The organism is Pseudomonas sp. CC120222-01a, assembly GCF_003097235.1.
Classification (GTDB): domain Bacteria; phylum Pseudomonadota; class Gammaproteobacteria; order Pseudomonadales; family Pseudomonadaceae; genus Aquipseudomonas.
In genome coordinates, this window is record NZ_QEQQ01000009.1 from 112,405 (window position 1) to 127,947 (window position 15,543).

Genomic DNA, 15,543 nt, shown 5'->3' on the forward strand with positions numbered 1-15,543 from the left:
GGTGCCGCCGGCTGGCAGACCACACCATGAGCAAAGTCGATTTCTATATCTTGCCCACCGACTCGCTGTCGGCGCGGTTGGACTTCGCCTGCAAGCTGTGCGAGAAGGCCTGGCGCCTCGGCCACCGGGTCTATCTCCATTGCCAGGATGCCGAGCAGCGCAACGAGCTGGATCAGCGCCTGTGGCACTTCAAGGGCGAAGCCTTCGTGCCCCATGACCTGGCTGAAGTGCACGCGGATGCCAGGGTAGCCCTGGGTCTCGCCGACAATGCCGGCGAACACCGTGACTTGCTGATCAACCTGGGTGCCGGTGTACCGGGGTTCGTCGGCCAGTTCGAGCGGGTTGCCGAGATCGTTGTCGAGGAGCCCGGCATTCGCCAATCGGCCCGCGAGCGGTTCCGTTTCTACCGCGAACAGGGCTATGCTCTGCAAGACCACCGCTTACAGCGACTTTAACGACGATGGACAAGCCTTCCGCCCTACCCGATTCCGCTCATCTGCTGGACGATCTGGAGTCGATTCGCCAACTGCTCGGCGATGCCGACCTGCAGCCGCCGCTGCTGACCGAAACCGTCGAGCAGATTCCGTTGTTGCTCGATGTGCCCGCAGGTAACCCGGCGCCAGCGCCTGTAGCCGAGCCTGTGGCCGCTGAGCCCGAGGATGATCCGCAGACCCGCCGCCAGGACACCCTGCTGCATCTGGAGAGCGAGTTGCGCGCCGCCGCGCAGATGATCATGCAGGACGTGATCAACGACTTCACCCCGCACATCGAGAACGAGATCAAGCGCCGCCTGGATGCGCGGATCGAGCGTTTGATCAAGCGCTCCGAGTAAACCCTGGGGGCGCTCTGCGCCCCTTTCGCGACACAAGGCCGCTCCCACAGTTGAACGCATTCCTCCTGTGGGAGCGGCCTTGTGTCGCGAAAGGGCTGCAAAGCAGCCCCCGGGCTGTCGCCTAAACCCTGTGCCTTCGTTATACTTTTCGGCTTTCCCGAATAAATGCACAGGGTCCCGCCGCGCATGGATAAGACCTACCAGCCGCACGCCATCGAAACTTCCTGGTACAACACCTGGGAGTCCGAAAACTATTTCGCTCCACAAGGTGCAGGTGAGTCCTACACCATCATGATCCCGCCACCGAACGTGACGGGCAGCCTGCACATGGGCCACGGCTTCAACAACGCGATCATGGACGCCCTGATCCGTTTCCGCCGCATGCAAGGCCGCGACACCCTGTGGCAGCCAGGTACCGACCACGCCGGTATCGCCACGCAGATGCTGGTCGAACGCCAGCTCGAAGCCAAGGGCCAGAACCGCCACGACCTCGGCCGTGACAAGTTCCTGGAGAAGGTCTGGGAATGGAAGGATCAATCGGGTGGCAACATCAGCCGTCAGATCCGCCGCCTGGGCTCTTCGGTCGACTGGAGCCGCGAGCGCTTCACCATGGACGACGGCCTGTCCGAGGCAGTCAAGGAAGCCTTCGTGCGCCTGCACGAAGATGGCCTGATTTACCGCGGCAAGCGCCTGGTCAACTGGGACACCAAGCTGCACACGGCCATTTCCGACCTCGAAGTGGAAAACCACGACGAGAAAGGCCACCTGTGGAACCTGCGCTACCCGCTGGCCGACGGCGCCAAGACCGCTGAAGGCAAGGACTACCTGGTAGTCGCCACCACCCGTCCGGAAACCTTGCTGGGTGACGCCGCCGTTGCCGTCAACCCGACCGACGAGCGCTACCAGGCCCTGATCGGTAAGTTCGTCGAACTGCCGCTGGTCGGCCGTCGCATCCCGATCATCGCCGACGACTACTGCGACCCTGAATTCGGCACCGGCTGCGTGAAGATCACCCCGGCCCACGACTTCAATGACTACGAAGTCGGCAAGCGCCACAACCTGCCGCTGCTGAACATCTTCGACAAGAACGCCCTGGTGCTGTCCGCCGCCCAGGCCTTCAACCTCGATGGCAGCCTCAACGAGCAGATCGACACCAGCCTGCCTGCCCAGTACGCCGGCCTCGACCGCTTTATCGCGCGCAAGCAGATCGTTGCCGACCTGGACGCCCAGGGCCTGCTTGTAAGCATCGACGACCACGCCCTGAAAGTGCCGAAAGGCGACCGTTCCGGCACCGTCATCGAGCCGTGGCTGACCGACCAGTGGTATGTCTCCACCAAGCCGCTGGCAGAACCTGCCATCGAAGCCGTGGAAGATGGCCGCATCCAGTTCGTGCCCAAGCAGTACGAGAACATGTACTTCTCCTGGATGCGCGACATCCAGGACTGGTGCATCAGCCGCCAGCTGTGGTGGGGCCACCGCATTCCGGCCTGGTACGACGAGGCCGGCCAGGTCTATGTCGGGCGCAATGAAGAAGAAGTGCGTGCCAAGCACAACCTCGGCAGCGAAGTGAACCTGCGCCAGGACGACGACGTCCTCGACACCTGGTTCAGCTCGGGCCTGTGGACCTTCTCCACCCTGGGCTGGCCGGAACAGACCGAGTTCCTGAAGAAGTTCCACTCCACCGACGTACTGGTGACCGGCTTCGACATCATCTTCTTCTGGGTTGCGCGCATGATCATGCTGACCATGCACCTGATCAAGAACGAGGATGGCACCCCGCAGGTACCGTTCAAGACTGTGTATGTGCACGGCCTGGTGCGTGACGGCCAGGGCCAGAAGATGTCCAAGTCCAAGGGCAACGTGCTCGACCCGCTGGACATCGTCGACGGCATCACCCTCGATGCCCTGCTGGAAAAACGCACCAGCGGCATGATGCAGCCCAAGCTTGCCGAGAAGATCGCCAAGCAGACCAAGGCCGAGTTCCCGGAAGGCATCGCCAGCTACGGCACCGACGCCCTGCGCTTCACCTTCTGCTCGCTGGCCTCGACCGGCCGCGACATCAAGTTCGACATGGGCCGCGTCGAAGGCTACCGCAACTTCTGCAACAAGATCTGGAACGCCGCCCGCTACGTGCTGGACAAGGGCGAAGACTGCGGCCAGAACGGCGAAGCCTGCGAGCTGTCGCTGGCTGACCGCTGGATCATCTCGCAGCTGCAGCGCACCGAAGCCGAAGTGACCCGCCAGCTCGAGCAGTTCCGCTTCGACCTGGCCAGCCAGGCGCTGTACGAGTTCATCTGGAACCAGTATTGCGACTGGTACCTGGAGCTGTCCAAGCCGGTGCTGTGGGACGAGAACGCCCCGGTCGAGCGCGCCCGTGGCACCCGTCGCACCCTGGTCCGCGTGCTGGAAGTGGCGCTGCGCCTGGCGCACCCGTTCATGCCGTTCATCACCGAAGAAATCTGGCAGCGCATTGCGCCGCTGGCCGGCATCGAAGGCAAGACCATCATGCTGCAGCCGTGGCCAGTGGCCAATGAAAGCCGCATCGATGCCGCCGCCGAAGGTGATATCGAGTGGCTCAAGGAGCTGATGGTCGGCCTGCGCAACATCCGCGCCGAGATGAACATCGGCCCGGGCAAGCCATTGCCGCTGTTCCTCAAGAACGCCAATGCCGACGACCAGCGTCGCCTGCAGGAAAACGAAGCCCTGCTGAAGAAGCTGGCCAAGGTCGAGTCGTTCACCGTGCTCGGCGATGCCGACGAAGCACCGCTGTCGGCCACCGCTCTGGTTGGCGACCTGCAGGTGCTGGTGCCGATGGCCGGCCTGATCGACAAGGACGCCGAGCTGGCTCGCCTGAACAAGGAAATCCAGCGTCTGCAGGGTGAAGTCCAGCGCGTGGGCGGCAAGCTGTCCAACGCCGCCTTCGTCGACAAGGCACCGCCTGCCGTGATCGAGAAGGAACGCGCCAAGCTGGCCGAGTCCGAACAGGCCCTGGCCAACTTCACCGAGCAGCATGCGCGGATTGCAGCGCTTTAATCACTAGAGAGACCGTTGGGGCCGCTGCGCGGCCCTTTCGCGACACAAGGCCGCTCCCACAGGACGGCGCCAAACCTGAAGGCGCCGCTATCCTGTGGGAGCGGCCTTGTGTCGCGAAAGGGGCGCGAAGCGGCCCCAGGCTCCTCAAGCCACCGCTCGTATAGGGCTGGACACTGACATGACTCCGAATAAACCCACCCTGCACCCGCGCAACCGCCACCAGGGCCGCTACGACTTCCCCAGCCTGATCAAGGCCCACCCTGACCTGGCTCGCTTCACCATCACCAATCCCCACGGCAAACCCAGCATCGACTTCGCCAACCCTGAAGCCGTGCGGGTGTTCAACCGTGCCCTGCTCAAGGCGCAATACGGCATCCAGCACTGGGACATTCCTGCCGACTACCTGTGCCCGCCAATCCCCGGCCGCGCCGACTACATCCACGTGGCCGCCGACCTGCTGGCCGAGGACAATGCCGGTGAGGTGCCCCGAGGCGCCCAGGTGCGTGCGCTGGACATCGGCGTAGGTGCCAACTGCATCTACCCGCTGCTGGGCCATAGCGATTACCGTTGGCGCTTTCTCGGCTCGGACATCGACCCGGTGGCGCTGGCCTCGGCCAAGGCCATTGTCCAGGCCAACAGTTTGGGCAAGGGCATCAGCCTGCGCCTGCAAGCCAACCGCAAGCACATCCTCAGCGGCCTGCTGCAAGCGGATGAGCGCTTCGACCTGACCCTGTGCAACCCGCCCTTCCACGCCTCGCGCGAAGAGGCCACCCGCGGCAGCCAGCGCAAGTGGAAGAACCTCGGCAAGCAAGACCCCAAGCGCAAGCTGCCGGTGCTCAACTTCGGCGGGCAGAACAACGAACTGTGGTGCGAGGGCGGCGAGATCCGCTTCGTCACCCAACTGGTCGACGAAAGCGCGCAGTACGCACAGCAGGTGCTGTGGTTCACCAGCCTGGTGTCCAAGGCCAGCAACCTGCCTGGTATCGAGGCAGCGCTGAAGAAGGCCGGCGCCAAGGCCGTGCGCATCGCCGAGATGGGCCAGGGCCAGAAGCAGAGCCGCATGGTCGCCTGGAGCTTCCACGACGACATCGCACGCCAGGCCTGGCATGCCGGGCGCAAATCGCAGGCATGAAAAAACCGCGCCCGAGCAAGCCGGGCGCGGTTCTGGTCAACGCATCAACAATTACTTGTTGATGGAATCGTTCAGGGCTTTGGCCGGAACGAACTTGACGACTTTCTTGGCAGCGATTTCGATGGCAGCGCCAGTCGAAGGGTTGCGGCCGGTACGGGCAGGACGCTCGGTGACTTTCAGCTTGCCGATGCCTGGCAGGGTGATTTCAGCGCCGTTTTCCAGTTGGTCGGCAACGATCTGGCCCAGTTGCTCCAGTGCGTTACGAGCGGTGGTTTTTGGCGCGTCGATGGCTTCAGCGATGTCGGCAATCAGTTGGTCTTTGGTCAATGCCATGGTGGTGTTCCTTCCCTATCTAAATCAGTGGTTATGCAGCGTTCTACGACGTTATCGGGCCAGCCCCTGAGTTCTGGAGGGCCGCGCCAATCGCGCATGTAGATGCGTAAATCGGCGTTTGGTTCGACACGGCATGAGCACGCTGCCAGCAATGCGCCACACGAGGGGCGCAAGACCGCGCAAAGCTACCACAGGAATGGATAAATATCCGCTACCCGCTTCGATTTAGTGCAGGTTTTTCGGGGGTTTCAGCCGAAAACCCACAAATTTGAACAAAAAACGAACAACCGACATTTCTGCCAACATCCGGCCACTGCAGCGCCTGTTGTCTGGGGTAAACTGGACGACTTTTGCAGCGCGGCCTGTGGCCGCCCCAGACTCACCGAGAATTCCATGCCAATCCGTCATTGCATCGTTCACCTGATCGACAAGAAGCCCGATGGCAGCCCCGCCGTGCTCCATGCACGGGATACCGAGCTGGGCGCATCGGACGCCATCGAAAACCTGCTGGCCGACCTCAACGACAGCTACAACGCCAAGCAAGGCAAGGCTTGGGGCTTCTTCCACGGCGAGTCTGGTGCCTACCCACTGAGCGGCTGGTTGAAGCAGTATCTGGAAGACGAAAAGGACTTCGCCGCCTTCAGCCGGGTTGCGGTCGAGCATCTGCAAAAGCTGATGGAAGAATCCAACCTCTCCACTGGCGGTCACATCCTGTTCGCCCACTACCAGCAAGGCATGACCGACTACCTGGCCATCGCCCTGCTGCATCACAGCGAAGGCGTGGCGGTGAACGCCGAGCTGGACGTGACACCGTCGCGCCACCTCGACCTCGGCCAGCTGCACCTGGCGGCGCGCATCAACTTGTCCGAGTGGAAGAACAACCAGAATTCCAAGCAGTACATCTCGTTCATCAAGGGCAAGAACGGCAAGAAGGTCTCGGACTACTTCCGCGACTTCATTGGCTGCCAGGAAGGTGTTGACGGCCCGGGCGAGACACGCACCCTGCTCAAGGCCTTCAGCGATTTCGTCGAAAGCGAGGACCTGCCGGAAGAAGCCGCCCGCGAGAAGACCCAGACCCTGGTCGAGTACGCCACCACCCAGACCAAGCTGGGTGAGCCGGTGACCCTGGAAGAGCTGTCGAGCCTGATCGACGAAGACCGCCCGAAGGCGTTCTACGACCACATTCGCAACAAGGACTACGGCCTGTCGCCGGAAATCCCCGCTGACAAGCGCACGCTCAACCAGTTCCGCCGTTTCACCGGGCGTGCCGAAGGCTTGTCGATCAGCTTCGAAGCGCACCTGCTGGGTGACAAGGTAGAGTATGACGAGGCCGCTGGCACCCTGATCATCAAAGGCCTGCCGACCACCCTGGTTGATCAGCTCAAGCGCCGCAAGGACTGATCAGACGGCCACATAGGAGGCGACCAGCGCCTCCTTGGCCGACTTGCGCAACTTCTTCACCAGGCGCTCCTGACGCAGCGCCTCGCCCTTGTCCGGCCACTGCTCGACATAGACCAGCGCCTGTGCCGGGCTGGTCTTGAAATAGCGGGCACCCTGGCCTTTCTGATGGGCAACGAAACGCCGCTGCGGGTCATCGCTGATACCGCAGTACAGCGAGCCATTGGCAGCCCGCACCAGATACACGTACCACGGTTTGCATAGCGGCGTTTCGGCGGCTTCGTTGACGATGTTCATGGCCGATAGCTTAACCGCTCAGCTCGCCTGCTGGAACGCGCGCAGCCCTTTGTAAGCCTGCTGACGCACCTTGTTCTGCAGCATCGGCGACCAACCCAGCAACAGCCCTGGCGCACCCAACGCCTGACGCGACCAGCGCCACAGGTTGAAGCTGTCGTCGTGCTGGCAGATCAACCCATCGCGAATGACGAAGCGCGCCTGGATGTCGTTGACTACGGTGCGGCCGGTCTGGCTGAACAGGTAGGTTGCCACCCAGTGCGCGCAGCCGCTGTGCGAGTCGGCACGCACCTGGTCGAAAGTCAGCGAGAAGTCCTTGGCGCGGGTGGTCAGCATGCGCCACATGTCACCAACGTCGCGACCGTTCAACGTACCGAACACCGGGTCGCTGAAGACGATGTCGCCGCTGTAGCAGGCCACCATGGCCTCGGCATCCAGGCGCTGAAAGGCCTGGTAGAAGCGAGTGATCAGGTCACGGTTGGTGTCAGTCATGGAAGCAGGTCCGTCCTGGGAGTGGGAAGCAGCACAATAATCTGCCCCACCTGCATACGCCAGTGCCGGCCTCTTCGCGGGCACGCCCGCTCCCACAGGTTCCTCGCAAGCATCAAGGTCTGCGCAGTACCTGTGGGAGCGGGCATGCCCGCGAAGAGGCCAGCACAGGCTTCAGAGTTTTTCGCTGGTCACCTGCACATGCAAAGCCCGCCCGGCACCCAGCCCGAAGACGATCGCCCCGATGCCCAGCACGGCAAAGATCCAGCCCACCGCCGCCCAACCCCCAGTCAGGTCATGCACCAGGCCAACCGCGAACGGCCCCATGGACGCCAAGGTATAACCCACCCCCTGGGCCATGCTCGACAGGTTCGCCGCCACATGGGCATCCTTCGAGCGCAGCACGATCAGCGTAAGGGCCAAGGCGAAAGTACCGCCCTGCCCCAGCCCCAGCAGCACCGCCCAGCCCCACAGCCCGTCGATGGGGGCATACAGGCAACCGAACAGCCCCGCCAAGGTCACCAGCATCACGATCACGATCGCCAGCCGCTGGTCCTTGCCACGGGTCGCCAGCCAGGGGGCGCCCAGCGAGCTGATCAGCTGCACGATGACCGAGCCGGACAGCACCAGGCCCGCTTCGGTCGGACTCAGGCCACGGCCAATGAGGATCGACGGCAACCAGCCAAACACGATGTACGCCAGCGATGACTGCAGCCCCATGTACAGCGTTACCTGCCACGCCAGCGGGTCACGCCACAGCCCGCGCACCCGGTAGGCGGCCTTGTGCAGGCCATGGCCCTGGCGCGCTTGCGGCAACCAGATGAGCATGGCCAATAGCGCCGGTAGCATCCAGAAGCCCAGGCCAAGCGCCCAGTTGTCATCGAAATGCTGGGTCAGCGGCACGGTAGCCCCCGCTGCCATGGCCGCGCCCAGGCACAGGGCCATGGTGTAGACCCCGGTCAGGGTGCCGGCATGCTGCGGGAAGTCGCGCTTGACGATACCGGGCAACAGCACACCGATGATGCCGATGCTGGCCCCGGCCATGACGCTGCCGATGAATACGCCGACGCCCCCCAACGCGCTACGCACCACGATCCCCAACGCCAGGGTGAGCAGGATGCCCAGGATCACCCGCTCGCTGCCGAAACGCCGCGCCAGCAGCGGTGCCAGCGGTGCGAACAGCCCCAGGCAGAGCACCGGCAAGGTGGTCAGCAGACCCGCTTCGGAGGCATTCAGGCCCAGCCCTGCAGAGACCTGCCCGAGCACCGGTGCCATGCTCGACAACGCCGGGCGCAGGTTCAGTGCCACCAGCACCAGGCCCAGCAGCAACAACCAGGGCCGCTGCAGGGCCGGCGGTTGTTGTTGCACATGGGCATCGTCGGCCTCGGCGTCGATCAGCAGTTGTTCCAGTTCTCGCTCGCGGACAGGCGTATCTCGGGTCAATGGTTCAGCCATGGCCTTCTCGTCTCAGGATTCGATGAGGGTCCGGCTCAGGGCCTTGGCCCGCTCCGGATCGCGTTGTTCGATGGCGTCGAGGATCTGCCCGTGCAGGTCGAAGGTCGCCTGGCTGCGTGGCACGGTCGCCATGTTGTGTTGCAGCGCGGCTGCCACCACGCCGGAAAAGTAGCGGTACAGCTCGCTCAGTGCCGGGTTGTGCGCGGCGTCGATCAGGCGTTGGTGAAACACCAGGTCGCAACTGACATAGGCATCGACATCGCCGTGAAAATGCTCGGCACTGCCTGTCAATGCTGCGCGCAGGCCTTGCAGGTCCTCGTCGGTACGGCGCAACGCCGCCAGGCCGATCGCCTCGGACTCGAGGATGTGCCGTGTCTCGCGGGCCTGCTCCAGGGTGCAGCGCGACATGGCCTGCACAGCTTGCAGCGGATCCTGGCAGGTGCGCAGGTAGCTGCCGTCCCCTTGGCGGATTTCCACCAGGCCGCTGAATGCCAGCACGCGCATGGCCTCGCGCACGGTATTGCGGCTGATGCCCAGTTCCAGCGCCAGCTCCGGCTCGGTCGGCAGGCGCTGCCCGACTTGCCAGTCCCCTTGCAGGATGCGCTCCCGCATGCGATCGACCGCAAGTTCGACCAAAGAGCGCTTGGTCAATTCGCTGCTCATTTCACTCAACCAATCATCCGATGAATTTTCGGAGCTTAATGGAACGCCTTCCAGACATCAAATCAACTGGCATTTCTACCAGTTGTCAGCTGAGTGGCTTGTTGCAACGCTGGGCACGACTCCATCAAGGCCCCATTCATGCCCATATCCAAAACATTGCGGTTGATTGCCCTGACTGCAACCGGCCTGCTGCTGGTCCTGCTCTTCAAAGGGTGCGACGCCAGACAACCGCCAATGCAGCCCAAGACGCTCATCATCGGAATGGACGGCGTGCAACTGCAGCACTATGAGCAACTGGGCGGCGATACTAACTTGCAAAAGCGCCTGATCTACGGCAAGGCCTATGCCGGAGGCATCAGCGGCCGCGCCAGCGAACAGGCGACTATCAGTGGGCCGGGCTGGATGACTTTGCTCACCGGGGTATGGGCCAACAAGCACGGGGTCATTTCCAATACCGAATCCTTGCGGGTCGACCCGCAGTTCCCCAGCTTGTTCAAACGACTGCGTGATGCCCTGCCGAACGCCTATCTCGCCAGCATCGTCAATTGGTCACCGATCAACACGGCCTTCCTGCTGGAAGACGCGCAAGGCAACAATGTGCGCGAAAGCGGCCTGAGCGATGAGCAGGTAACCGCCCGAACCCTGGAGATCCTCGAAAACACACCTGCCGACTTCACCTTCATTCAGCTTGATGAGCCCGATGAAATCGGCCACGCCAGTGGCTTCGGCCCGGCCTACCAGTTCGCACTGCGCGAAGCCGACGACAAGCTGGGGCGCCTGTTGGACAAAGTCGAGCAGCGTGCCTACAAGCACCCGCAGGAGGACTGGTTGGTGATCGTCTGTACCGACCACGGTCGTGATTACTGGGGCTCAGGCCATGGTGGTGTGACCGAGCAGGAGAAGACGGTGTTCATCGCCAGCAACAAGCCTTTGAACGAAGAGTTGAACCAACCGAGCACTCCAGAGGACAACCCGGGCCCCAACAATTTGTATGGCTATGCAGCGCAGACATCGGTGGCCCCGACCGTGCTCCGGCACATGGGGCTCGACCTGCTGCCGGAATGGAAGCTCGATGGCACGCCGCTGCTGGGTGCAACCGGAGTACGCAAGGCACGGGCCATTGAAGGCGAAGCCAAGTTGCTGTGGAACAGCGATTCACAAGGCACCGTGACCATTCACAGAAATGGTCAGTTGGTCGCAACCGTGCAGGCCAACCTGCAGCAATGGACTGATCCGCAGGGCATGCGCCAGGCCAGCGACTATGTGCTCGAACTGGATGAGACACCCGTAGGGGTGCGCACCCGGCCAGTCAGCAAGCCATTCGTCATCGAGGAAAGCAGCAACTATGCACACGGGATCACCTGCAGGAACGAGCTAACTCGCTCCTGCAAATGGCCGTGATCAGCTCAGCGCATCGACCAACGCCTGGTTCATGTCCGGCGTGCCAATGGTGATACGCAGGAACTGGGCGATCCGCTCCTGCTTGAAGTGACGCACGATCACGCCTTGTTCGCGCAGGCGTGCTGCCAACTGGGCCGCGTCCTGCTGCGGATGGCGGGCGAAGATGAAGTTGGCCGCCGATGGCAGCACTTCGAAGCCTTTTGCAACCAGCTGCTCGACCAGCGTTTCACGGCTGTCGATCACCTTGCGGCAGGTTTCCTCGAAGTAGGCTTGGTCTTCGAACGCCGCTGCCGCACCGACGATGGCCATGCGGTCGAGTGGATAGGAGTTGAAGCTGTTCTTGATCCGCTCCAGAGCCTCGATCAGGTCCGGATGGCCGACAGCCAGGCCGACGCGCAGCCCGGCCAGCGAACGCGACTTGGACAGGGTCTGGGTCACCAGCAGGTTGTCGTAGCGGTCCACCAGGCTGATGGCAGTTTCGCCACCAAAGTCGATGTAGGCTTCATCCACCACCACCACCGAATCGCGGTTGGATTGCAGCAGCTGCTCGATTGCTTGCAGCGGCAGCAGGCAGCCGGTTGGCGCGTTGGGATTGGGGAAGATGATCCCGGCGTTGGGCTTGGCGTAGTCGGAGATGCGGATCTGGAACTGCTCGTCCAGCGCCACCTGCTCGAATGGAATGCCATACAGGCCGCAGTAGACCGGATAGAAGCTGTAGCTGACATCCGGGAACAGCAGTGGCCCGCGATCGTGCTGGAACAGGCCGTGGAAGATGTGCGCAAGCACTTCATCCGAGCCATTGCCGACAAAAACCTGGGCCGTGGTGACACCGTAATACTCGGCCACCGCCTGCTTGAGCCGATCACTGTTCGGGTCCGGATACAGGCGCAGGTTGTCGTTCAGTTCGCCGCGCATGGCTTCCAGCGCCTTGGGCGACGGGCCATACGGGTTCTCGTTGGTGTTCAGCTTGACCAGGCGGGCCAGCTTGGGCTGCTCACCCGGCACGTAAGGCACCAGCGCCTTGACGAAGGGGCTCCAGAATCGACTCATGCTCAGTTCCCCTTGTCTTGGGTCAGGATACGGTATTCAGCACTGCGGGCGTGGGCGGTCAGCGACTCGCCACGGGCCAGGACCGAGGCGGTGTGGCCGAGCTCGGATGCGCCCTGTTCGGAGCAGAAGATGATCGACGAGCGCTTCTGGAAGTCATACACCCCCAGCGGCGACGAGAAACGCGCGGTACCGGAGGTCGGCAACACGTGGTTGGGGCCAGCGCAGTAATCACCCAGCGCTTCGCTGGTGTGGCGACCCATGAAGATCGCACCGGCGTGGCGAATCTGTGGCAGCCAGGCTTGCGGGTCGGCGACCGACAGCTCCAGGTGTTCGGGGGCAATGCGGTTGGCCACTTCGATGGCCTGCTGCATGTCGCGCACCTGGATCAGCGCGCCACGACCGTTGATTGACTTCTCGATAATCTCGGCACGCTCCATGGTCGGCAGCAACTTGTCGATGCTGGCGGCAACGCGGTCGAGGAAAGCGGCATCCGGGCTGACCAGGATGGCCTGGGCATCTTCGTCGTGCTCGGCCTGGGAGAACAGGTCCATGGCGATCCAGTCCGGGTCGGTCTGGCCGTCGCATACCACGAGGATTTCCGACGGACCGGCGATCATGTCGATACCGACCTGGCCGAACACGTGGCGCTTGGCGGTGGCTACGTAGATGTTGCCTGGGCCGACGATCTTGTCTACCTGTGGCACGCTTTCAGTGCCATAGGCCAGGGCGGCTACGGCCTGGGCACCACCAACGGTGAACACCCGGTCGACACCGGCGATGCAGGCTGCGGCCAGCACCAGTTCATTGACCTCGCCACGCGGGGTCGGTACCACCATCACCACCTCGGTGACGCCAGCGACCTTGGCCGGAATGGCGTTCATCAGCACCGACGACGGGTACGACGCCTTGCCGCCCGGCACGTACAGGCCGGCACGGTCCAGCGGAGTGACCTTCTGGCCGAGCACGGTACCGTCGGCTTCAGTGTACTGCCACGAGTCCTGCTTCTGCCGCTCGTGGTACAGGCGCACACGGTTGGCGGCTTTCTCCAGGGCTTCACGCTGGGCTTCGGTGATACGGGTCAGGGCCAGTTCCAGGCGCTCACGGCCGAGGATCAGGTCATCGATGCTTTTGGCGTCAACACCGTCGAAGCGCTGGGTGAATTCCACCAGCGCGGCGTCACCGCGCTCGCGCACGGCCTTGATGATGTCGAGCACGCGCTGGTTGACCGCGTCATCGGACACACTTTCCCAGCTCAGCAGATGATCCAGATGTCGGGCGAAATCCGGATCAGCAGCGTTGAGACGGGCAATTGCAGTGGACACGGTCATGGCGAGGGCCTCGATTATTAGCGAATGCTCAGGCGCCCTAGGCTACCAGTCCATCCGCGCGGGCACCCGAGAAAAATGGCTATGACGCGGATAGACGGGCGCGACAGCGAAGGCCGCGCGCAGAGGTCAATCGCGGTGTCGCGACTCGACTGCTTTGCGCAGCGTGTCGATCAGGCTCTGGATGCGGGCGTGCTGCATCTTCATGGAGGCCTTGTTGACCACCAGGCGCGAGCTGATCGTGGCGATCAGTTCCTGGGGTTCGAGGCCGTTGGCACGCAGGGTGTTGCCGGTGTCGACCACGTCAATGATCTTGTCGGCGAGGTTGATCAGCGGGGCCAGTTCCATCGAGCCGTACAGCTTGATGATGTCGACCTGGCGGCCCTGCTCGGCGTAGTAACGCTTGGCCACGTTGACGAACTTGGTGGCGACACGCAGGCGGCCCTTGGGCTCGGGCGCACCGACCGCACCGGCGGTCATCAGCTTGCACTTGGCAATCTGCAGGTCCAGCGGTTCATACAGGCCCTGGCCGCCGTACTCCATCAGCACGTCCTTGCCAGCCACACCGAGGTCGGCGGCACCATGCTCGACATAAGTCGGCACGTCAGTGGCACGCACGATCAGCAGGCGCACGTCGTCCTGCGTGGTGGGGATGATCAGCTTGCGGCTCTTGTCCGGGTTCTCGGTCGGCACGATACCGGCCTCGGCCAGCAACGGCAGGGTATCGTCGAGAATACGGCCTTTGGAAAGCGCGATGGTCAACATTGGAACGTCGGTCCTTAAGCGGCTACTGCCGGCCGGGCTGCTACAGCCCGACCGCATTCAATTCGAATGACACGTCCTTGTGCCAGCGGGCAACTAGCCCGGTACGCGGCGGATTTTTGCGCCGAGCATCTGCAGTTTTTCTTCGATGCACTCGTAACCACGGTCGATGTGGTAGATGCGGTCGATCAGGGTATCGCCTTCGGCGACCAGCGCCGACAGTACCAGGCTGGCGGATGCACGCAGGTCGGTGGCCATCACCGGAGCACCCTTGAGTGCCGGCACGCCAGTGACGATCGCGGTGTTGCCTTCGACCTGGATCTGCGCGCCCATGCGGTGCATTTCGTACACGTGCATGAAGCGGTTTTCGAAGATCGTCTCGATGACTGCACCAGTGCCTTCGGCGATGGCGTTCAGCGAGATGAACTGCGCCTGCATGTCGGTCGGGAACGCCGGGTACGGAGCGGTGCGCAGGTTGACGGCTTTCGGCCGCTTGCCGTGCATGTCCAGCTCGATCCAGTCTTCACCGGTGGTCAGGTCGGCGCCCGCTTCCTTCAGCTTCTCCAGCACAGCTTCAAGGATGGTCGGGTCGGTGTCCTTGACCTTGACGCGACCGCCGGTCACGGCAGCGGCGACCAGGTAGGTGCCGGTCTCGATACGGTCGGGCATGACGCGGTAGTGGGCGCTGTCCAGACGCTCGACGCCATCGATGGTGATGGTGTCGGTACCGGCGCCCTGAACCTTGCCGCCCATGGCGTTGATGAAGTTGGCCAGGTCGACCACTTCAGGCTCGCGCGCGGCGTTCTGCAGAACGCTGCGGCCCTTGGCCAGGGCAGCGGCCATCATGATGTTCTCGGTACCGGTGACGCTCACGGTGTCGAAGAAGAAGTGCGCACCGCGCAGGCCGCCTTCAGGGGCCTCAGCCTTGATGTAGCCGCCTTCGACTTCGATCTTCGCACCCATGGCCTCGAGGCCGCGGATGTGCAGGTCGACCGGGCGCGAACCGATGGCGCAGCCGCCTGGCAGGGCCACTTCAGCCTTGCCGAAGCGTGCGACCATGGGGCCGAGCACCAGGATCGAGGCGCGCATGGTCTTGACCAGCTCGTAGGGGGCTACCAGGGTCTTGATGGTGCGCGGGTCGATTTCCACCGCCAGCTTTTCGTCGATCACAGGCTCGATGCCCATGCGCCCGAACAGCTCGATCATGGTGGTGATGTCGTGCAGGTGCGGCAGGTTGCCCACGGTGACCGGGCCATCGGCCAGCAGGGTCGCCGCCAGGATCGGCAGAGCCGCGTTCTTCGCGCCGGAAATGCGGATCTCGCCGTCGAGACGAGCGCCGCCAGTAATAATCAGTTTGTCCATTGGTGTCTCGCCGC

The 15,543-nt window shown here is 63.0% G+C and carries 15 protein-coding genes; 6 read left to right on the plus strand and 9 right to left on the minus strand.

Annotated features, from left to right (window positions below; all coding sequences use genetic code 11):
- The first annotated feature begins 26 nt into the window (after positions 1-26).
- The 4 genes from N430_RS13810 (at position 27) to rlmF (ending at position 4,997) form a co-directional block, all read left to right on the plus strand.
- Positions 27-455, plus strand: a complete 429-nt coding sequence (locus N430_RS13810; RefSeq protein ID WP_110637438.1) for a DNA polymerase III subunit chi — start codon at positions 27-29, stop codon at positions 453-455.
- 5 nt (positions 456-460) lie between these two features.
- Entirely contained in the window at positions 461-832 is a 372-nt protein-coding gene (locus N430_RS13815) for a DNA polymerase III subunit chi (RefSeq protein WP_110637440.1), read from the plus strand.
- A gap of 186 nt (positions 833-1,018) precedes the next feature.
- Complete coding sequence (locus N430_RS13820) at positions 1,019-3,865, plus strand: valine--tRNA ligase (protein ID WP_110637442.1); 2,847 nt, start codon at positions 1,019-1,021, stop codon at positions 3,863-3,865.
- Positions 3,866-4,043: 178 nt separating this feature from the next.
- Entirely contained in the window at positions 4,044-4,997 is a 954-nt protein-coding gene (gene rlmF, locus N430_RS13825) for a 23S rRNA (adenine(1618)-N(6))-methyltransferase RlmF (RefSeq protein WP_110637444.1), read from the plus strand.
- Positions 4,998-5,048: 51 nt separating this feature from the next.
- Here the strand turns inward: rlmF and N430_RS13830 are convergent, their stop codons facing one another.
- Positions 5,049-5,330 carry an HU family DNA-binding protein gene (locus tag N430_RS13830; protein ID WP_110637446.1) on the minus strand — a complete coding sequence of 94 codons (282 nt, stop codon included), beginning with the start codon at positions 5,328-5,330 and terminating at the stop codon, positions 5,049-5,051.
- A gap of 393 nt (positions 5,331-5,723) precedes the next feature.
- On the opposite strand from N430_RS13830, the gene yejK reads away from it, so the two are divergent.
- On the plus strand, positions 5,724-6,731 hold the full coding sequence (gene yejK, locus N430_RS13835) for a nucleoid-associated protein YejK (protein WP_060511262.1): 1,008 nt from the start codon (positions 5,724-5,726) through the stop codon (positions 6,729-6,731).
- On the opposite strand, the gene N430_RS13840 is transcribed toward yejK, so the two are convergent.
- The 4 genes from N430_RS13840 to N430_RS13855 all read right to left on the minus strand — a co-directional run bounded on the left by N430_RS13840 (position 6,732) and on the right by N430_RS13855 (position 9,629).
- Positions 6,732-7,025 (minus strand): GIY-YIG nuclease family protein, encoded by a 294-nt coding sequence (locus N430_RS13840; protein WP_110637448.1) that lies wholly within the window; start codon positions 7,023-7,025, stop codon positions 6,732-6,734. It abuts the gene before it with no gap.
- A gap of 18 nt (positions 7,026-7,043) precedes the next feature.
- Positions 7,044-7,514 (minus strand): nuclear transport factor 2 family protein, encoded by a 471-nt coding sequence (locus N430_RS13845; protein ID WP_110637450.1) that lies wholly within the window; start codon positions 7,512-7,514, stop codon positions 7,044-7,046.
- A 171-nt stretch (positions 7,515-7,685) separates the two neighbouring features.
- A complete protein-coding gene (locus N430_RS13850; protein ID WP_110637452.1) occupies positions 7,686-8,966 on the minus strand; it encodes an MFS transporter in 1,281 nt (426 codons plus the stop codon).
- 12 nt (positions 8,967-8,978) lie between these two features.
- Positions 8,979-9,629 (minus strand): FadR/GntR family transcriptional regulator, encoded by a 651-nt coding sequence (locus tag N430_RS13855; protein WP_110637454.1) that lies wholly within the window; start codon positions 9,627-9,629, stop codon positions 8,979-8,981.
- A gap of 138 nt (positions 9,630-9,767) precedes the next feature.
- On the opposite strand from N430_RS13855, the gene N430_RS13860 reads away from it, so the two are divergent.
- Positions 9,768-11,030: an alkaline phosphatase family protein gene (locus N430_RS13860; RefSeq protein WP_371922776.1), complete on the plus strand. Its 1,263-nt coding sequence runs from the start codon at positions 9,768-9,770 to the stop codon at positions 11,028-11,030.
- Here the strand turns inward: N430_RS13860 and hisC are convergent, their stop codons facing one another.
- The 4 genes from hisC to murA all read right to left on the minus strand — a co-directional run bounded on the left by hisC (position 11,031) and on the right by murA (position 15,529).
- A complete protein-coding gene (gene hisC / locus N430_RS13865) occupies positions 11,031-12,080 on the minus strand; it encodes a histidinol-phosphate transaminase (protein ID WP_110637456.1) in 1,050 nt (349 codons plus the stop codon).
- Positions 12,081-12,082: 2 nt separating this feature from the next.
- Positions 12,083-13,408, minus strand: coding sequence for a histidinol dehydrogenase (hisD, locus tag N430_RS13870; protein WP_110637458.1), 1,326 nt, complete (start codon positions 13,406-13,408; stop codon positions 12,083-12,085).
- 126 nt (positions 13,409-13,534) lie between these two features.
- Positions 13,535-14,170, minus strand: a complete 636-nt coding sequence (gene hisG / locus N430_RS13875) for an ATP phosphoribosyltransferase (protein WP_110637460.1) — start codon at positions 14,168-14,170, stop codon at positions 13,535-13,537.
- Between the two features lie 93 nt (positions 14,171-14,263).
- Positions 14,264-15,529: a UDP-N-acetylglucosamine 1-carboxyvinyltransferase gene (gene murA / locus N430_RS13880; protein WP_110637461.1), complete on the minus strand. Its 1,266-nt coding sequence runs from the start codon at positions 15,527-15,529 to the stop codon at positions 14,264-14,266.
- Positions 15,530-15,543 lie beyond the last annotated feature (14 nt).